The 19,354-nt window shown below is 44.7% G+C and carries 18 protein-coding genes; 11 read left to right on the forward strand and 7 right to left on the reverse strand.

Translation table 11 applies throughout. The annotated features are described in order from the left end of the window. Positions 1-10: 10 nt before the first annotated feature. The gene (locus tag MD536_RS02505) at positions 11-1,051 is read right to left on the reverse strand and encodes an agmatinase family protein (protein WP_239595448.1); all 1,041 of its coding nucleotides are present in this window, start codon (positions 1,049-1,051) and stop codon (positions 11-13) included. A 134-nt stretch (positions 1,052-1,185) separates the two neighbouring features. Between MD536_RS02505 and MD536_RS02510 the strand changes: the two genes are divergently transcribed. The 3 genes from MD536_RS02510 to MD536_RS02520 all read left to right on the forward strand — a co-directional run bounded on the left by MD536_RS02510 (position 1,186) and on the right by MD536_RS02520 (position 4,773). Continuing rightward, the gene (locus MD536_RS02510) at positions 1,186-1,590 is read left to right on the forward strand and encodes a cytochrome c maturation protein CcmE domain-containing protein (RefSeq protein WP_234865874.1); all 405 of its coding nucleotides are present in this window, start codon (positions 1,186-1,188) and stop codon (positions 1,588-1,590) included. Positions 1,591-1,602: 12 nt separating this feature from the next. Next, positions 1,603-4,053: a cytochrome c biogenesis protein CcsA gene (ccsA, locus tag MD536_RS02515; protein ID WP_239595465.1), complete on the forward strand. Its 2,451-nt coding sequence runs from the start codon at positions 1,603-1,605 to the stop codon at positions 4,051-4,053. A gap of 66 nt (positions 4,054-4,119) precedes the next feature. Further along, positions 4,120-4,773: a DUF4294 domain-containing protein gene (locus tag MD536_RS02520; RefSeq protein ID WP_239595467.1), complete on the forward strand. Its 654-nt coding sequence runs from the start codon at positions 4,120-4,122 to the stop codon at positions 4,771-4,773. A gap of 12 nt (positions 4,774-4,785) precedes the next feature. Here MD536_RS02520 and MD536_RS02525 read toward each other — a convergent pair whose 3' ends face one another. Next, positions 4,786-5,391 carry a helix-hairpin-helix domain-containing protein gene (locus MD536_RS02525; protein ID WP_239595470.1) on the reverse strand — a complete coding sequence of 202 codons (606 nt, stop codon included), beginning with the start codon at positions 5,389-5,391 and terminating at the stop codon, positions 4,786-4,788. Positions 5,392-5,536: 145 nt separating this feature from the next. On the opposite strand from MD536_RS02525, the gene MD536_RS02530 reads away from it, so the two are divergent. Beyond that, positions 5,537-6,694, forward strand: coding sequence for a Gfo/Idh/MocA family protein (locus MD536_RS02530; RefSeq protein WP_239595473.1), 1,158 nt, complete (start codon positions 5,537-5,539; stop codon positions 6,692-6,694). Between the two features lie 208 nt (positions 6,695-6,902). Here MD536_RS02530 and rfaE2 read toward each other — a convergent pair whose 3' ends face one another. The 4 genes from rfaE2 to panC are packed head-to-tail and all read right to left on the reverse strand — an operon-like array spanning position 6,903 to position 9,671. Beyond that, a complete protein-coding gene (gene rfaE2, locus MD536_RS02535) occupies positions 6,903-7,397 on the reverse strand; it encodes a D-glycero-beta-D-manno-heptose 1-phosphate adenylyltransferase (RefSeq protein ID WP_239595475.1) in 495 nt (164 codons plus the stop codon). A 7-nt stretch (positions 7,398-7,404) separates the two neighbouring features. Further along, entirely contained in the window at positions 7,405-8,412 is a 1,008-nt protein-coding gene (locus MD536_RS02540) for a lysylphosphatidylglycerol synthase transmembrane domain-containing protein (protein ID WP_239595478.1), read from the reverse strand. Positions 8,413-8,423: 11 nt separating this feature from the next. Then, complete coding sequence (gene panD / locus MD536_RS02545) at positions 8,424-8,768, reverse strand: aspartate 1-decarboxylase (protein WP_234865882.1); 345 nt, start codon at positions 8,766-8,768, stop codon at positions 8,424-8,426. 48 nt (positions 8,769-8,816) lie between these two features. Further along, positions 8,817-9,671 (reverse strand): pantoate--beta-alanine ligase, encoded by an 855-nt coding sequence (gene panC, locus MD536_RS02550; RefSeq protein ID WP_239595480.1) that lies wholly within the window; start codon positions 9,669-9,671, stop codon positions 8,817-8,819. Positions 9,672-9,759: 88 nt separating this feature from the next. On the opposite strand from panC, the gene MD536_RS02555 reads away from it, so the two are divergent. Genes MD536_RS02555 through MD536_RS02580 form a run of 6 tightly spaced genes read left to right on the forward strand, consistent with a single transcriptional unit; the run spans position 9,760 to position 16,064 of the window. Further along, complete coding sequence (locus tag MD536_RS02555) at positions 9,760-10,572, forward strand: glycogen/starch synthase (protein ID WP_239595483.1); 813 nt, start codon at positions 9,760-9,762, stop codon at positions 10,570-10,572. Between the two features lie 44 nt (positions 10,573-10,616). Next, positions 10,617-12,044: a DUF4270 family protein gene (locus tag MD536_RS02560; RefSeq protein WP_239595485.1), complete on the forward strand. Its 1,428-nt coding sequence runs from the start codon at positions 10,617-10,619 to the stop codon at positions 12,042-12,044. Between the two features lie 48 nt (positions 12,045-12,092). Then, positions 12,093-13,346, forward strand: a complete 1,254-nt coding sequence (metK, locus tag MD536_RS02565) for a methionine adenosyltransferase (protein ID WP_239595487.1) — start codon at positions 12,093-12,095, stop codon at positions 13,344-13,346. A 44-nt stretch (positions 13,347-13,390) separates the two neighbouring features. Further along, on the forward strand, positions 13,391-14,170 hold the full coding sequence (gene rlmB, locus MD536_RS02570; RefSeq protein ID WP_239595488.1) for a 23S rRNA (guanosine(2251)-2'-O)-methyltransferase RlmB: 780 nt from the start codon (positions 13,391-13,393) through the stop codon (positions 14,168-14,170). Between the two features lie 35 nt (positions 14,171-14,205). Further along, positions 14,206-15,081 carry a hydroxymethylglutaryl-CoA lyase gene (locus MD536_RS02575; RefSeq protein ID WP_239595495.1) on the forward strand — a complete coding sequence of 292 codons (876 nt, stop codon included), beginning with the start codon at positions 14,206-14,208 and terminating at the stop codon, positions 15,079-15,081. Beyond that, the gene (locus MD536_RS02580) at positions 15,078-16,064 is read left to right on the forward strand and encodes a GSCFA domain-containing protein (protein WP_239595498.1); all 987 of its coding nucleotides are present in this window, start codon (positions 15,078-15,080) and stop codon (positions 16,062-16,064) included. The genes MD536_RS02575 and MD536_RS02580 overlap by 4 nt, the downstream gene beginning before the upstream one ends. Here MD536_RS02580 and MD536_RS02585 read toward each other — a convergent pair. Then, positions 16,061-16,675: a MiaE family protein gene (locus MD536_RS02585; RefSeq protein WP_239595500.1), complete on the reverse strand. Its 615-nt coding sequence runs from the start codon at positions 16,673-16,675 to the stop codon at positions 16,061-16,063. The two genes, MD536_RS02580 and MD536_RS02585, sit on opposite strands and share 4 nt — an antisense overlap. Positions 16,676-16,876: 201 nt before the next feature. Between MD536_RS02585 and MD536_RS02590 the strand changes: the two genes are divergently transcribed. Next, the gene (locus MD536_RS02590; protein WP_239595502.1) at positions 16,877-19,342 is read left to right on the forward strand and encodes a penicillin acylase family protein; all 2,466 of its coding nucleotides are present in this window, start codon (positions 16,877-16,879) and stop codon (positions 19,340-19,342) included. The last annotated feature ends 12 nt before the right edge of the window (positions 19,343-19,354 follow it).

Raw genomic sequence — 19,354 nt, forward strand, 5'->3', positions numbered from 1 at the left:
AAAATAGGGTTTAGAGGTTCGCAGCCGTTAAGATATTACAAAGCTTGAACAATACACGGGCGCCCACATTGGCATCCCAGTCGTTGTCACCCACGCCTACTTCATTGAGATCAAAGCCAATAATTTTTCGGCCGCTTTCATGTACTTTCCGGAAAAGGTAAAATACCTGGTCTGCTTCGAGTCCGCCGAATACCGGGGTTCCTGTGTTGGGACAGTTTTTTGGATCCAAGCCATCGATATCAAAACTTAAATAAACTTTTTGCGGCAGGCTTGCAACGATATCTTCCACGATGCTTTTCCAGCTATCGCCATCGTATAACCGATTTTTTAAGTCGTGGTCAAAAAAACATTGGACCCTGTTACTACTGTTTTGGATATAATCAACTTCTTCATCACAAAAATCCCGAACGCCTACCTGCACCAGTTTTTTTACCTGTGGCAGTTCTTCCAGCACATTGTACATGATACTTGCGTGGGAATAGTTGAAACCTTCATATTGTTTTCTCAAATCGCAATGAGCATCAATTTGAAGAATGCCGAATGCTTCGTGTTGTTCAGCAAGGGATTTGATAAAACCGAATGGTGTACTATGATCGCCGCCTAGGAGTCCTACCAGTTTTCCTTTGGATTGAAGTTCCCGGCATTGAGCGTATACCCAATTATTGAGAAAAAGGCTTCCTTCATTGATATCCTTAAGAGAGCGACACATGAAATTATTTTTTTCTACATCGTCTCCATTGGAGATATAATCGATATAGAGTTCCGCTTCTTTCCGGAGGTAATCACTTTTTAACAAAATCTTTTTGTCGACTTCCCGCATGAAAAAGCCCTGTCTCCAGCAGTCGTGATACTCAGGATCGTACAGGTCTACCTGGAGACTGGCCTTCAGGATGTTATCTGCTGCACGGGCTGTACCTGCACTATAGCTCACGGTAACTTCCCATGGCACTGGAACAATGACCAGGCGGGCATTTTGCTCATCCGTTGGCAATCCAAAGAGGTTATTATTGGGGTTGCCAAGGCTGTTGGCGTCGTGTTGGGAAAGGTCCATACTGAATAATTAAAACGGCCGCAAGTTAGTACAGCCGTACATAGATGCAAAATTAAAACCATAAGTTGTATGGGGTAAACAATTGACCTGACTATCTTAAATTGACCTACCTTTGCGAAGTTAGAATTGCGAGTATGAAAAAGACACATATAATCATCCTGATTTTCATTGCCGTAGCGATTGCCGTACTCATCAGTTTCATGGGGGATTTGACCACCTATGATACCGTTGCTTCCGCCCGTCAGAAGGAAGGTAAATTTGTTCACCTGATTGCCAAACTGGACAAGTCTCAGCCAGTGGAATACGATCCAATTACCAACCCCAATTACATGCGGTTTGTGGCGGTTGATACACTTGGAAATTCAACTCCGGTTATTTATCACAATGCAAAGCCAACCGACTTTGAAAAAAGTGAACGACTGGTTTTGAAAGGCAGTATGAAAGACGGAACATTTGAATGTGATGAAATGTTAATGAAATGTCCGTCCAAGTATAAGGAGGATGTGGAAGCAAATAAGAATAACCTGAGCTCTAATTAATGTCTTTCTCTCATGAATTATATTGGTGAACACCTATTGCCCGGGCAACTGGGCCATTTTTTTATCGTTTTGGCCCTGGTTTCCGCTCTCGTAGCAACCATTTCGTATTTCAAAGCAACCAATAACCGCGATCTTTCAGATGAAGGAAGCTGGAAAAAGCTGGGCCGGGTTGCCTTTAGTATAAATGCATTTTCCATACTCTCCGTATTTATCCTGCTTGTTTACATAATGGCAACTCACAAATTTGAGTACTATTATGCCTGGAACCATACCAGCCGGGATATGAATCCGGAATACCTGCTGGCCGCTTTCTGGGAAGGTCAGGAGGGAAGTTTTCTGCTCTGGTCTTTCTGGTATGTGGTAATCGGACTTTATATTATTGCCCGCAAAACCAAGTGGGAAGCACCAATCATGTCAGTCATCGCAATTGCGCAGATCTGTCTGGCAACCATGGTGCTGGGACTTTACATTGGGGAGACGATGATTGGAAGTAACCCCTTCCTACTGGTGCGGGAAAAGTTTGCAGATGCACCTGTATTTGCCAGGGCCGATTACCTGAGTTTGCCACAGATGCAGGATGGCCAGGGATTGAATCAATTGTTGCAAAACTACTGGATGGTGATCCATCCGCCGGTATTATTCCTTGGATTTGCAGCCTCTATTATTCCATTTGCGTACGCAATTGCAGGATTATGGAAAAAGGATTATGGTACCTGGACCCGCGAAGCGCTGCCTTATTCACTTTTTGCAGCTGGTATACTCGGACTGGGAATTATGATGGGTGCGGCCTGGGCTTATGAGTCGCTCACCTTCGGAGGATACTGGGCCTGGGATCCGGTGGAGAACGCATCATTGGTACCCTGGCTGATCCTGGTGGCCGGTGTTCATACACAGGTGATATTTAATGCAACCGGACATTCACTCAGGACCACCTATCTGTTCTTTCTTTTGAGTTTTATCATGGTGGTATTCTCTACGTTCCTGACAAGGAGTGGTGTGCTTGGTGACAGTTCTGTTCACAGCTTTACTGACCTGGGAATGAATACGCAGTTATTGCTGTTCCTGCTGATTTTTACTATTCCTTCCCTGGCACTTTACCTGGTGCGGTACAAACAAATTCCTCATATTGCCCGTGAGGAGGAAACTTCTTCCAGGGAATTCTGGATGTTTATCGGCTCATTGGTATTATTCCTGAGTGCCATGGTCATTACCTGGCAGAACTCATTCAACCCGATTTATAACAAGATTACAGGTCAGAGTACTGCTGCTCCGGAGGACGTTGAATTCTCCTATAACAAGATCCAGATATTTGTGGCCATCGTTATTGGCTTGTTGACGGCTTTCGCACAGTATCTGAAGTACAAGAAAACCGGTCAAGGATGGCTGAAGAAATTCGTGGTACCAACTGTGATAACAGCAGCAATTTGTGTGATTTATTTCCTGGTTAGCGGGTTGGATTACGACAAAAAAGGCATCGGTTTCCAGATTGCCATTTACCTGGCATTTGTGGCAGGTGTTTATGCGTTGGTAGCCAATGCGATTTATATATGGTCCGGGTTGAATGGTAAGTTGAAAGCTGCAGGCGGATCTATAACCCACGTCGGATTTGCACTCAGTCTCGTTGGCATTCTGATCTCTGCTTCCAACCGGAAAGTATTAAGTTTCAATACGACAGGTATCAATCTCAAATGGGATGAACGCAGCAAAGAAAAGCCACTTGAGAACCTGACCCTGATTAAAGGGGTGCCGACCGATATGGGTGATTATATGGCCACTTTTGTAAATGCCGACAGTACCAATGCAAACGGCAATATCAGTTTTTACCGGATTGATATGATGCGAAAGGATAGTGCGGAGAACTTTACACTTTATCCGAACCTGATCCGAAATACCAAGGGTATGGAAGGATTTTCCAATAACCCTGATTCAAAACATTACTGGAACCGGGATATCTTTAGTTACATTACGTATGCGGCGGATATGGATAACCGCGATGATACGGCACAATTCAAACGCTACACCGTCAATGTGAAGGATACGGTATATTATTCCAATGGCTTCTTCACCCTGAATAACGTTGTTCCAAACCCCAATAACAAAAAATATCAGTTCCAGCCAACAGATACTGCGTTGATGGCAGATATCACCGTATTTTCCAAAGAGGGTACACGATTTACTGCACAGCCGGTATTTTATGTAGAGGGAAATGAAGCCCGATATATTGTAGATACAGTCTTTGCGCAAAATATAGCCATCGCTTTTAGCCGCGTGCTGGAGAATCAGAAAATCGAGTTGCAGGTGAAGGAAAGCAACCGGATGGTACCGTTTATCGCGCTGAAAGTGTATGAGTTCCCACACATCAATTTGCTCTGGGCCGGCATTATTATTATGACAATGGGTTTCGGCGTATCAATGGTTTACCGCAGGAAACAGGGGCGTCTGAAAGCTATCAACAAAATTTAGGAAAGCCGTAACAGCCGATAGCTCAATACTTGTGTCTTAGAGTCGTTATTGATAGTTTAACAGCGCATGCAGAGAGTTCTCCATCATACTGTTGTAAGTTTTCTGATACTGGGAATGGTATTGGGGTCACTGGGTGCGCAGGCCCAGGCTCCACTTCCGGCACCTGTACCCGGACCGATCCCTTACAATCCCAAATGGGGCCCAAATGATACTATAATCGTTCCCATATTTGTTATTGAGGGGGATACCCTGCCATCTGGCTGGCTGCAATATGTTTACGTAACCGCTCCCATGCCGCCTGCCATGCGGAAGCGATATGCCAAATGGACAAGACTTCGCAATGCGGTATATGTGACATATCCATATGCAAGAAAGGCAGGCTATATCATCAATGATATCAATGCCAAAATGGCGAATATGTCGAAAAAAGAAAGGCGAAAATACCTGGAAAGCAGGGAAGAAGAACTCAAGAAAGAGTTTTCTGGCCCGCTTACCAAGTTATCCGTTTACCAGGGTAGGGTGCTAATGAAACTCATTAACCGCCAAACCGGTAACAACTGTTATGAGTTGGTCAAAGAGTACAGGGGTGGTGTTTCTGCCCGGTTCTGGCAGACCGTTGCCTTCTTTTTTGGATCCAGTCTGAAACAGCCCTATGATCCTTCTGATGAAGACAAAGAAATTGAACTCATCGTACAGGAAGTAGAGCGGATGTACCGGTGACCTGCTTTGAACTTATTTTCCGCCTTTTAATTCAGCCTGCAATTTTTTCAATTCTTCCCACTTGCCGTTGGCAGCCAGTTTCGCCTGCTTGGGCCAGGTTGCTGGATCGTGTACTTTGAATTTTGATCCTGCAGCTTCGAGGATGGCTTTTAATTTTTTGGGGGTTGCTTTTGAAAGTTGCTCAAAACTTTCGATTTCCGCATTTTTCAGGAGTTCAGCGATCTTTTTTCCAATGCCTTCGATTTTGGTAAGATCATCCGGTTTGGTTGTTGCTTTTGATGCGGGTTCAGCTTCCGTCTCTTTTAGAACTGCTGCTTTTTTTGTAGTTGCTTTTTTTTCAGGAACGGTAATGACACAATTGTCGACATGATATACTGGATCAAAATAGTAGTAATCTGCATTGCCGTCGTTTACCCAGCGACCATCATTCAGGAAATACCGGTATTGATAGGTTTGTCCGGGTTCAAGCGTTACAGTGGCTTTCAGGGTGCCATCTTTCTGGACTTTCAATCCGATTCCCTCATTGGGATTCCAGTTATTAAAATCACCCACCAGAATCGCTTCTGTTGCTTCTCCAACAATTTCCGGACTCAGGGTAAAGGTTACTTTTGTTGCCATGATAGTTTTTTTTAATGAATAGACACCCTTAATACTGTGCCAGAGAAATAGTAACCTGGTATTGGTTTTGCTATTTTCCACAGCTTGTGGAAAATTCATGGTAGAATTCCTATTTTTAGAATCCTAATCTCAAAAACAAGCAACAATGAACCGAAAACTTCGAATGGGAATGATTGGTGGTGGAAACGATGCCTTTATTGGTGCCATCCATCGCTTAGCTGCCAATATGGATGGAAAAATTGAACTCGTTTGCGGAGCCCTTAGTATTAATAAGGACATTGCAATTGAGAGTGGAAAATCACTTTTTTTAGCACCGGAGCGCACCTATACCAGTTATGATGAAATGCTGGAAAAGGAAGCCGCACTACCGGAAGATGTACGGATGGATTTTGTAACGATAGTGACTCCCAATTTTGCGCATTTCGCACCAGCCATGATGGCCCTTGAGAAAGGATTCCATGTGGTAATTGAAAAACCGATTACGTTGTCTCTTGAAGAGGCGATTGCACTAGATCAGAAAGTGAAAGAAACCGGGCTTGTTCTTTGCCTGACGCATACCTACACCGGTTATCCGATGGTGAAGGAAGCACGCAATTTGATTCAAAGCGGAAAAATAGGAAAGGTTCGTAAAGTATACGTCGAATATCGCCAGGGCTGGCTTAGCCGCTTATCGGAACGCGAAGGAAATGCCGGGGCAGCCTGGAGAACCGATGCGAAAAAATCAGGTAAGAGTGGGGTAATGGGCGATATTGGCACCCATGCTTTCAACCTGGCAGAATATATCAGCGGCCTGGAAGTAGCAGAGCTGTGCGCCAATCTGAATGTGGTAGTGGAAAACCGGGCGTTGGATGATGATGGCGCTGTATTGCTTAAGTTTAATTCCGGAGCCAGTGGAGTTTTGATAGCCACTCAGGTAGCGGCAGGAGAGGAGAATAATTTATCTATCCGCATTTACGGCGAATTGGGTGGTATTGAATGGCACCAGCAGGAACCGAATTCACTGCTGCTGAAATGGTACGACAAACCCATGGAAACCCTGCGTGCGGGATCTGGTTATCTGAGTGATATAGGCCGTCATAACTGTCGCACTCCGGGCGGCCATCCTGAAGGATATCTGGAAGCGTTCGCTAATATCTATCGTAATTTTTCATTGACATTGGCAGCAAGGATCAATGGTACTTCAGTAAACGCTGATGTGGTGGAATTCCCTTCCGTTAAAGAAGGTATTCGCGGGATGGCTTTTATTGAGAATGTGGTGAAAAGCAATGAGAGCAGTGAGAAGTGGGTCAAATATGAAGTTTGAAGTATGAAGTTTGAAGTAGGAATTGGGGGCACTGGGAACAGTGGCTCCAATTTTTTTAAGCAATCTTCCCGGCTCTATGAAGCGCCAACCAGGAATTGTATTCAATTAGCTTAGGATTCGCTTTGCGAGGGCTTTTCAGTTTCAGTTTCCCGCCTGCCGTTTCCAGTTTCCTGTCTCCATTCTTCCCTTCCTCCCTCTTCCATGCCCCTCATTTCTGACTTATTCTCCGTACAATACTAGTAGTGGAATAACCTTCTACAATCGGGTTAATGATCACCTGCCCTCCGTTTTCAATTACTTCGCGGTGGCCTACGACTTGTTCTACGCGGTAATCACCGCCTTTTACAAGAACATCCGGCATAATGGAAAGGATCAATTCGTAGGGAGTATCTTCCTCAAATACCACCACCGCATCTACCATGACCATTGAAGCAATTAGCAAGGCCCTGGATTCCTGGTCGTTGATTGGGCGCTCAGGACCTTTATTCAGGCGTTTGACGGAAGCATCGCTGTTGATACCAACAATCAGGATATCAGCTTCCTGTGCGGCTTGCGTGAGTGAATATATATGACCATGATGCACGATGTCGAATACGCCATTGGTAAAAGCAATGCGTTTTCCAAGAAATTTCCAAACAGCTACCTGGCGGATCAGGGCATCGCGACCGTACACTTTCTGGTGAATGATACTGGCATTTCGCATATAGGTCTTATTTAGGTGTTTTTTTTCGATTGAGCACGGGAAGCAACATCAATGATACGGCACCTGCTACCAGCACCAGAACAAATTGTGCCAGCCAGAGAATATAGCCGAAGGCATTGCCGATCCCTTCACTTAATCCATATAAAGACATGGTTTCCTGTACCAAAATCGGATAAGCGCCCATGCCACCGGGAGTAACTATCATGCCTACGCTTCCTAAAGATAAAACAGAAAATGAGGGTAACCATCCATATGGCTGAGTGGCGGTCATGGCATAGAACCCGATCCGGATACTGGCCAGGTAGAGAAACCAGATCAGAAAAGAATGAAATAAAAACCAGCCTTTGTGCTTGAGGTAACGAATGCTATTGATGCCCTGCCAGATTCCGCCAACCACCGCTTTGATTTTTTTTACAAAACCGCTATCCGCATAGCGGCGCAGCAACCACCAAACAAGGAGTAATAGAATAAAAACAATACCAAGCCCGATATACAGCCCCTTATTGCCAGCCTTTTCTGCACTGCCATAAAGCAATTGGTTCAACAGGTCGCCTGCATATTTTCCAATAACTGAAATCTGCGAAAAAAATGTAATGGCAAAAACCAGGATCAGGCAGAGCAGGTCGAAAGCGCGTTCCGCTACAATGGTGCCAATCAGTTTATCAGCAGGCACCTTTTCATACCGGCTTAAGATGGTACATTTCAGTACTTCTCCTAATCTGGGTACCCCCTGGTTGGCAAAATACCCGATGAGAACTGCCAGGTAGGTATTGATCAGCGATGGCTTGTAGCCCATTGGTTCCATCAAAATCTTCCAGCGGATAGCCCTACTGAGATGGCTGACCAGTAAGGCAATGGCAACAGGAACCAATAACCAGTAATTGGTTTCGCGCATGGCGGTTTTCATTTCCTCCCAATGAGCGTCGGAAATTTTACTGAGGCTCCACCATACTAAAAAGATCGCCAGCCCCAGGAAAAAAGCATATTGAAGCAGGCTGTTGATCTTCTTTTGCATAGGACCGTTATTTATAACAAATTACCTTCTTTCGGGAAAATTACCCAGGGTTTGAATGTCTTTGCTTCTTCAAATGGCATCCTTGCATAGGAGATGATGATCACCACATCGCCAACGGCCCCCTGGCGCGCAGCTGGACCATTCAGGCAGCATACACCCGATCCTCGTTTGCCTTTGATCAGATAGGTTTCAATGCGGGAGCCTGTATTCACATTAACTACCTGGATCTTTTCATGCTCAATCATATTGGCAGCATCCATCAGGTCTTCATCCAGTGTAAGACTTCCAACATAGTGGAGATTGGCTTCTGTTATGGTAAGACGGTGTACTTTGGATTTAAGTATCTCGATGTCCATTTGTTCAGTTTTAAAACGGTAAAACGCTTCGCAAGGTAGGATTTTTGTTTACTTCCCGCTGTGGATTAACATATTGTCTATAAGTCGCACTTCTCCCAGGTACGCGGCTGCCAAAGTAACCACTGGTTGTTGGCCATCCCAACGGTCCAATAATTCAAGGTTGTCAGCATTTGCCAGTGCTACATAATCTACCTTAAAACCTGCGTTCTCCAGTTTTTGTTCGGCTGTTTGTAACAATGAACTTGTTAATCCAGGTTGAAGGTTTTTGCTGATTTCTTTCAACACCTGTGAAATCGTAACGGCCTGTGCCCGTTGAATAGGGGAGAGCCTGGTATTTCGACTGCTCATAGCGAGGCCATCTGTTTCACGCAGGGTGGGGCAGGTATGCAAATGGGTGGGAATACGGGTAAGTTCCAGCAAACGCTTTACCACCATACATTGCTGGTAATCTTTTTGTCCCATGTAAAGAATATCAGCTTTCACTATTTCAAGCAGGCGATGCATAACCTGGCAAACTCCCTGGAAATGTCCGGGACGGTATTTGCCTTCCAAAATGGTTTCCAGAAACCCGATCGCATAACTCGGAAGATTACTAGTTCCGTTCGGGTAAATTTCTGAAACGTATGGTAAAAAAAGAAGATTGGTGTTACTTTGAATCAAGAGTTCAATATCCTTTTCCAGTGTGATCGGGTATTTTTCAAAATCCGACGGATCATTGAATTGAGTGGGGTTAACAAAAATGCTGCAAATAACCGTGTCATTCTCCTCTCGCGCAGCTTCTAGCAAGGACAAATGGCCCTGGTGAAGTGCTCCCATAGTAGGTACAAATCCAATACTGCGGCCCTCTTGCCGGAACTTATCCAGTACCTGCTGAAGGGGCTCCACCTGCTTAAAAAGGATCATGTGTTGCGGGTTTTAGCCGGAAAAATACTACCTTTGCACACTATTTGAACGAAAAAACAGAAGGTTTTCACCAATAGTAACCGATCAAATGTCAACAAAGAAAAGAATTTTATTCATTGCTAACGAGATGTCGCCGTACCTGGAACTGACAGAATTTTCTGAAATGGTGAACAGGCTGGCAATCAAATCGAACGACAATGGCTTTGAGGTGCGTTGCATTATGCCAAGGTTTGGAACCATCAATGAGCGTCGCCATCGTTTGCACGAAGTAGTTCGTCTTTCGGGAATTAATGTATCGGTTGATAACGATGATTTTCCCCTTCAGATTAAAGTAGCTTCTTTACCCAATGCCCGTTTGCAGGTTTATTTCCTGGACAATGAGGACTTATTTAAGCGAAAATTTGTTTTCCACGACGAAAAGGAAGAATGGTTTGAAGACAATAGCCTGCGAACCATCTTTTTCTGTAAAGGAGCATTGGAAACAGTAAAAAAATTCGGATGGCCTCCTGATATTATTCATTGTAGTGGCTGGATGAGTGGATTGATACCCCTGTATCTGAAAACTGCCTATAAAAAAGAGCCGGTATTCAGTCATAGTAAAACGGTATTTACCATTGGACAGAATACGTTCAAGGAAAAACTGGGATCGGATTTTATGAAGCAGGCTATCATTCATACCAACATAAAGGAAAAAGACCTGGAACCTTTCAAGGAAGGAACCAATCTTGCCATGTTTAAAGGCGGAGCTACTTATTCAGATGCCATCACATTTGGTGCTGAGAAAGTAGATAAAAAGCTGGCGGAAGAATTCGCTAAAGCAAAAGGCAAGAAAATTCTGGCATACAATGCGGAGTCTGATTTAACAGACTATTTACAACTGTATACCGACCTTGCTAAATAGTCATTGCTGAATCTAACTTTTTAAGATTAATAACCGGATCGTTTGTGAAGAAACTTCTGTTGAGCCTTTCCTCTGTAATCGCTCTCGTATTACTGATTGAGTCCTGTACCAAAATCCGGACAACCGAGCTCGGCGGTGGATTAATACCCGCTGTTGATAACGTAACGGTTTTTGATACTACGCTGGAGGTCATCACTTCGGTTTATGGTCTTCCTGACAGTACCCGCCAGACCCGTGATGCAGATCATCTATTTGGAATTCTGGAAGATCCCTTTTTTGGGACTACCACAGGAGAAATGTATGTTCAGTTGCATCCCAACCTGTTTGGAACCTATCCATTCGGCAGTTCACGCGATAGTCTGATTGGGCTGGATTCTGTGGTTTTATCACTTCGCTATAAATCCATTTATGGCGATACGAATTCCGTGCAGGGGTTCAAAATCTATGAAATTGATCAGTCTGCCCCTTTTCGTGATTCCTCCACCGGGTACCTGATAAGTCATCCATCTTTTGCAGTTTCCAACCTGATAGGTGAGAAAAGCAATGTTTCCTATCTGACATTGAATGATAGTTTGCAGTACATCCGCGCAAAGGATACAGTAAAAACAGCCAATGAATTACGCATTGTATTACCGAATGAATTCGGGATGCGCCTGATGAATTTTGATACTACTATTTACAAGACAGACTCGGCTTTCAATACTAATTTCAAAGGGTTGGCAATTCTACCGGATGATGCATCTGCACTTAAAAAAGCGATTGCGTATTTTAACCTGGCGGATCAAGCCGGTACTCGTTTAAGCTTTCACTATCGTACTACCCGAAATGGTAAACCGGACACTACTGTAACTGATTTTGTCTTGCGAACCAATTACCGTGCAACTGCAAATATTGTGAGGAAAGATCCATCAGGTACGCCATTTGAAAACCAGTTGGCAAATGGAGGTGAAAATCAATCCGAGGTGTTTATTCAAAGCACACCTGGTTCTTACAGCCTGATTAAAATACCTGGCTTACAGGAATTGAATAACCGTTTATTGTATAAGGCCGTTTTGATTGCTGAACAATTAGAGGGTTATGATGATGCCATGTTCCCTACACCCGGGCTCCTGTTCCTCGATGCAGTCGACAGTGCCAACTCAAGGTTTATTACAGTCCCTAATTCATGGGTCTTCCTTCAGAATAATAGTCCGCTTTTTTATGATCCAGGAACTTTTGGAGGTTTTCTGAACAACAAACGATTTGAATTCGATCTTACCTCTTATGTTCAGGGAATTGTAACAAGGAAGGAAAAATCGTTTGCTCTTCGCTTGTATGCGCCATTTACAACCAGGCCGGTAGTTACTTCCATTGGTACCAATCAGATTCCGCTTACGATCAGTAACAGGTTAGGTTCCGGCAGGACGGTGATTGGCGGTGGTGCGCATCCTACACAAAAAATGCGTCTCTACCTCGTTTATTCAAGGTTATAAGCAATAGACAATTATATTTGCTCCGAATTTTTTAAACTATCTTATTACATGCCGTATTTATTTACTTCCGAGAGTGTATCAGAAGGACATCCGGATAAAGTGGCTGACCAGATTTCAGATGCATTGATAGATAATTTTCTCGCATTTGATCCTCAATCCAAAGTTGCCTGTGAAACGCTGGTAACCACCGGACAGGTGGTTTTGGCAGGTGAGGTGAAAAGTAAAGCCTACCTGGATGTACAGGAAATTGCCCGCGGAGTAATTAAAAAAATTGGCTATACCAAGAGTGAGTACATGTTTGAGGCCAACTCCTGCGGTGTATTATCAGCAATTCATGAACAATCACCTGATATCAATCAGGGTGTAGATAAAAAGAAGAAAGAAGAGCAGGGGGCTGGCGACCAGGGAATGATGTTTGGTTATGCAACCAACGAAACAGAGGATTACATGCCGCTGGCCCTGGACATTGCACATAAAATTCTGCAGGAACTGGCTGCTTTACGCCGCGAGAATAAACAGATCAAATACCTGCGGCCCGATGCAAAGAGCCAGGTAACACTTGAATATGATGATAACAATAAGCCGATCCGTATCGATGCCATTGTTATCTCTACTCAGCACGATGATTTTGATTCGGAAACCAAAATGCTGGCAAAAATCAAGCAGGACATGATCGAGATCCTGATCCCAAGAATCAAATCAAAGTATAAAAAATACGCCAAACTGTTCAACGATAAAATCAAGTACCACATCAATCCAACCGGAAAATTTGTGATTGGTGGTCCGCATGGTGATACTGGTTTAACCGGCCGGAAGATCATCGTAGATACCTATGGTGGTAAAGGGGCACACGGTGGTGGAGCCTTCAGTGGAAAAGATCCTTCCAAAGTAGACCGTTCTGCTGCCTATGCAACCCGTCATATTGCTAAGAACCTGGTGGCAGCAGGATTGTGTGATGAAGTACTGGTGCAGGTTTCCTATGCGATTGGCGTAGCCCAGCCAATGGGACTTTATATCAACACCTATGGCACTGCCAAAGTGGAACTGACGGATGGTGAAATTGCGAAGAAGGTATCAGAGCTGTTTGACATGCGTCCTTTCTTCATTGAGAAAAGATTGAAACTACGTTCTCCGATATATAGTGAAACAGCAGCATATGGACATATGGGTCGTAAGCCTGAGATCGTGGAGAAAAGCTTTAAATCCCCGGATGGTAAAGTTGTAAAGAAAAAAGTGGAACTCTTTACCTGGGAAAAACTGGATTATGTATCCAAAGTGAAAAAAGCCTTTGGACTTAAATAAAACTGCAAGCCACCTCCGGGTGGCTTTTTAATTAACTTTACCGGATGAAATCATTTCGTTCCCAGCCTCAACAGAATCGTCCTAAAAAATCATCCCTTATCATAGGCCGTGTAAAATTGATTGCTGCCATGAAAGAAGGTCGTCAATTGGAACGGATTTACCTGATGAATACGGCCCATGGTCCTGAGATTGAGGAAATCAAAAAATTGGCAACCAACCTGCAGGTTCCTATCAACAAAGTGCCGGTTGAAAAGCTGAACGGTTTTAATATTACGGATCATGAAGGGGCTGTTGGATTGATTGCCAAGATTCAGTACCAGGACCTCCAGAACACCATCAGTTTTATAGTTGAGAAAGGTGAAACGCCCCTCCTGTTAATACTGGATGGCATTACAGACATCCGGAATATAGGGGCGATAGCGCGTACCGCCTATTGCTGCGGCGTGCAGGCGATCATTATACCTGATAAAGGGGTGGGAGCGCTGAATGATGATGCTATTCAGACATCTGCAGGTGCTTTGGAAAAAATCACGGTTTGCCGGGTGAACAGTCTGATGAAGGCAGTAGACACACTGCACCTTAATGGAATTGCAGTATTCGCCAGTGAAATGACTGCGGAAAAACTGGTATACGATTGTGATTTTGCAGCGCCGGCGGCTATCATCATGGGCAGTGAAGACAAAGGAATTTTTCCGGCATTAATGAAGATTTCTGATACTCCGTTTCGCATACCCATGGCGGGTGGCTTTGAGTCTTTGAATGTGTCAGTTGCGACTGGCATGATCCTTTATGAAGCCATGCGACAGCGATCCGGCAAAAATTGAGGAAAAAGAACGAATTTAACGTACCAAACTTGTCTATGTCTAACAACCAGACTTTGCAGCTAATAGAATGTCCGAGGGATGCCATGCAGGGATGGCCGCAAATGATTCCTGCTTTCCAGAAAGTGGCTTACCTGAATGCCCTGTTACATGTAGGATTTCATACTATTGATTTCGGAAGTTTTGTATCACCTAAAGCCATACCACAGATGGCAGATACGCGGGAAGTACTGGAAGCGCTGGACCTGAGCGCCTCCCGATCCGGACTGCTGGCAATAGTTGCCAATACCCGCGGAGCACAGGATGCAGCTACATATGATACTATTCAGTCGATAGGATTTCCCTTTTCTGTATCTGAAACCTTTCAGCGCCGCAATACCAACAGTACGATTGAACATTCCTTTGGAACCGTAAGTGAAATACAGGAAATCTGTATGAAAAAAGGAAAGGACCTGGTAATTTATTTGTCGATGGGATTTGGTAATCCGTACGGCGACCCCTGGTCGGAGGAATTGGTACTAAGGTGGGCCGAAAAGATTGCAGCGGTAGGTGTTCGAACCATTTCACTGGCTGATACAGTCGGACTGGCGGAGCCTGACCAGATCAAACAATTAACCGGCGCATTGATTGCTTCATTGCCTGAAGTGCGGATTGGCGTACACCTGCATGCTAAGCAAGAAAACCGTCTCGCGAAACTGGAAGCTGCTTTCAATGCGGGTTGCCGTCGATTTGACGGAGCACTCAAAGGAATCGGGGGCTGTCCCATGGCGGGCGATAAACTAATCGGCAATATGGATACCGAGTTTATCATTCAGTTCCTTGAGGCCCAGGGCATCGAAACCGGCATTCACAAAGGTGCTTTGCAGAAAGCCAACCTGCTTTCCAAAGAAGTTTTTTCTCCCGTGATTTTATGAAATGGATGGCGGATATTGATATCAGGGGGCCTCAAACAAGAATTGCCTACCAGGATCCGATCTTTCTGATTGGTTCCTGTTTTACAGAACATATTGGCAATAAATTACAAGAACTGAAGTATTCCATCTGTCAAAATCCGCATGGAATTTTGTTTGATCCCATAAGTGTTTGTCAGAGTTTAATTAGTTATATTGAAAGAAGACAATACGGCCCTTCAGATTTATTTTTTCACAATGAACTCTGGCAGAGCTGGTCACATCATTCGCGGTTTTCGGGAATGGACCAGGCCGAGGTTTTAAAACAAATTAATGCCTCACAGTTAAGGGCAGCCGATTTTTTGCGAACTACCAAATGGCTGATTATCACCCTGGGGTCTTCTTATTCGTATCGTTTGGTACAGGAGGGGGAGAAGCCGGTCGCCAATTGCCATCGAGCTCCGGCACCATGGTTCCGCAAACATTTATGTACGATTGATGAAACCGTAGCTGCACTGGATAATACGTTGCACCGGCTCTTTCACCTAAACCCAGATCTGCAGGTAATCTTTACTGTTAGTCCGGTTCGTCATTTGAGAGATGGGGTGGTGGAAAACAACCGAAGCAAGGCACGTTTACTGGAAGCGGTACATCACCTGGTAGGAAAATTCAACAGGCTGTATTACTTCCCGGCTTATGAGCTGGTAATTGATGTGTTGCGTGATTATCGTTTTTATGATATCGATTTGGCACACCCGAATTACCAGGCTACCAGTTATGTGCTGGAACAGTTTAAAACACATTACATACAGACTGCTGCACAGGAATTGATGGATAAGATACAGCAAATCATACTTGCGCGGCGGCATAAGGCCTTTCAGTCTGAAACGCAGGCCCATCAAAACTTCCTGGCCAGCTTTGAAGCCAAAACTGCAGCGTTGGCGGAAACCTATCCTTTTTTGGATCTGTCGGAGGAGCTGGCTTATTTCCGGGGTCGAAAAGATTAATGAATTCGGTCGCCCCTTACTGTTAGTTGCTGCATGATTACGGATTCTGCATCCAGCCATTCAGCCCAGCGTTTGCGTACTTTTTCCTTGTCGATATAATGCTCTGCCAGCTCAATGAAAAGTTTGTAATGCCCGGCTTCGCTCTCCATAAAGCGGCGATAAAATTTACGTAGGTATTCATCCTGCAATCCTTCGCTCAGTCTTTTGAAACGTTCGCAGCTCCGGGCTTCAATCATGGCCATGGTCAGCAGTTGGTCGAGAAAGCGATCCTCCGGATGACCGCCTTTCTTCTGAAAGGTCAGCAGGTGATTTACATATTCGTCTTTGCGTTGGCGCCCCAATTGTTCGCCTCTTTTCTCCAGTTCCTGTAGGACAAGCCGAAAATGTCCCCATTCTTCAGTCACAATAGGAGCAAGTTCTTTTACCATCAGGGTTTTATCCGGGTAACGTTGAATAAGGGAGATGCAGGTTGTGGCAGCTTTTTGTTCGCAGTAGGCGTGGTCGCTAAGGATATCCGCTATGGAAATGGCGGCGAGGTCAACCCACCTGGGATCCGTAGGTAACTGGAGGCCAAGGATATTTTTTACTTCTGAAGAAACAGGTGCATCCATAATAGGTGCAAAAATCCTATTTCATCAGCATCAAAACAAACAGTATCATGAATAAAATACCCAGATACAATTTTGGCCGGTAAGATGATATGACTGATCTTGTTTTCATATTTATTTGACATACAAAAAGGCCGCCTGGTTTCATGAAAAGGTGTTAAATAGAAATTAATATTATTTTTAAGCCTCTTAACCTAACGCGCTATGAGGAGATACCTGAGTTTTGCCGCCGCGGCGCTTGCTACTATCGGACTTGTTTATACGCTGGACAGCCGGCAGGTACTGCCTGCTCCATTAGGTAAGTTATTGAGCCCGCAACATGGAATCTGGCAAAATGCGGAGCCTGCCAACCAGTCTTTTAACCTGAACCTGTCCTTCCCACAGTTATCAGAACCTGTATCTGTTTATATTGATGAGCGATTGGTGCCCCATGTGGTTGCACAAAACGAGCCCGACCTCTATTTTGTACAGGGATATCTCCATGCCAGGTTTCGGCTCTGGCAAATGGAGTTTCAGACCCATGCTGCAGCCGGACGGATCAGTGAAATCCTGGGGCCTGGTCCGGATAACCGAATCTTAAATTACGATCGGAGCATGCGGCGCCTGGGCATGGTCTATGCGGCAGAGCAATCTGTAAAGGAAGTAGAGAAATCACCGGAATCACTTTCCCAATACCAGGCCTATGCAGATGGAGTGAATGCCTATATTGATCAGTTGACAATTTCAGAGCTGCCTATCGAATACAAGTTGTTGGGATATTTCCCGGAAAAATGGTCGTTATTGAAAACCGCGTTGTTTCTCAAGTACATGAGCTATGACCTGGCAGGTGCCGAATCGGACCTTGAGTTTACGAATGCAAGGGCAAATTTTTCACAAATGGATTATGAGCAACTCTATTATTTCCTGGCAGATTCCCTGAAGCCGGTTATTCCCAATACAGTGTTGAATCCATATCCATCAGTGCCGGCGGTGAATCTGGAACCACCTGCGGATGCAGACTCTCTTTATTTCTCTTTTTTAAATGCGGGAGATACTGTGAGCAATGTACCCGAGAATAAGCCAAATCCTGAAAATGGAAGTAATAACTGGGCGGTTTCAGGAGCAAAAACAGCCTCAGGCCGACCGATACTTGCCAATGATCCCCATTTATCACTGAACCTGCCTGCACTCTGGTTTGAAATGCAACTCACCACGCCGGAATTCAGTGCATATGGGGTAACATTCCCAGGCTCCCCCAATGTAATCATTGGATTTAATGAACATATTTCTTTCGGTTTCACCAATGCTGGCAGGGATGTGAAGGATTATTATGAAATCAAATTCAAAGACGGTACCAAATCCGAATACTGGTTTAACGGAGAATGGAAAAAAGCGGAGAAGCGGGTAGAAATAATACGGGTTAAAGGACAGCCGGACTTGCTGGATACGGTGAGTTACACCCTGTTTGGGCCGGTTATGTATGATGAGAACTATCGGGCAGATGACCAGGCGGAACGCTACCTGGCGGTGAGGTGGAAAGCCCATGATCCCAGTAATGATGGCCGTGCCTTTTATGAACTCAATCATGCTAAAAACCTGGAAGATTATAAAGCTGCGATACAATACCTTACCTGTCCGGGGCAGAACTGCATATTTGCTTCCAAAACAGGTGATATCGCCTTGACACAACAGGGCGTATTCCCTGCCAAATGGCGCCGCCAGGGAGATTTCATCATGAAAGGAACCGACAGTTCCTATATGTGGAGGGGCATGATACCTGTGGAGGAAAATCCCCGGATGATCAATCCTGAGCGGTCCTATGTTAGCAGTGCCAATCAACTGGCGGTGGATGGATCCTATCCCTATTATACGGGAACTGAATTTCCCATCTACCGGGGTTATATGATCAACCGGCTGCTGGATTCGATGCAGGGGATTACACCCCAGCAGATGATGGAATTACAGATGAACGATTATGATGCAAAAGCGGAATTCGCCAAACCAATCCTGCTGCGGACCAATCCGGCCAGTCTGAATGAATCCGCCAGGAAGTATTTTGATCTCTTCCGGAACTGGGATTTCAGGAAAGCAGTAGGATCTGAAGGTGCCACTGTATTTGAATTCTGGTGGCAGCAGTTGCAACGGGCTGTTTGGATGGATGAGTTTGAACAGACCGACCTGATGATGCCCTGGCCTTCCGAATTTACACTGGTGGAAAGCTTGAAACGTGACTCTGCATATTCATTTGTTGATAATATTTCAACCAGTCAGAAAGAAAGCCTGGAAGATCTGCTTGCTCAATCGCTGAACCTGGCTTCTGACACATTGGATAAAATTGCTGCAACAACCGGTTTGGCATGGGAGAAAGTAAAAGCTACCCGCGTGAATCATTTGCTCAAAGTAATAACACCCTTTAACCGCAGTAATTTACCAATCGGTGGAGGTAAAGGAGTAATTAATGCTACGGCTGCAGATCATGGGCAGAGTTGGCGTATGGTAATTCATATGACAGATGATATTGAAGCCTATGGAATCTATCCAGGCGGGCAAAGCGGAAACCCTGGCAGCAGGTATTATGATAGTTTTGTGGACGATTGGGCTGCGGGTAAGCATTACCGTTTGCTTTTCATGAAGCGGGGTACAACCAGTGACCCGCAAATCAAATGGACGATGGAATTCCGGAAAGGATAGACCAAAACAACT

Source organism: Flavihumibacter cheonanensis, assembly GCF_022352215.1.
GTDB lineage: Bacteria > Bacteroidota > Bacteroidia > Chitinophagales > Chitinophagaceae > Flavihumibacter > Flavihumibacter cheonanensis.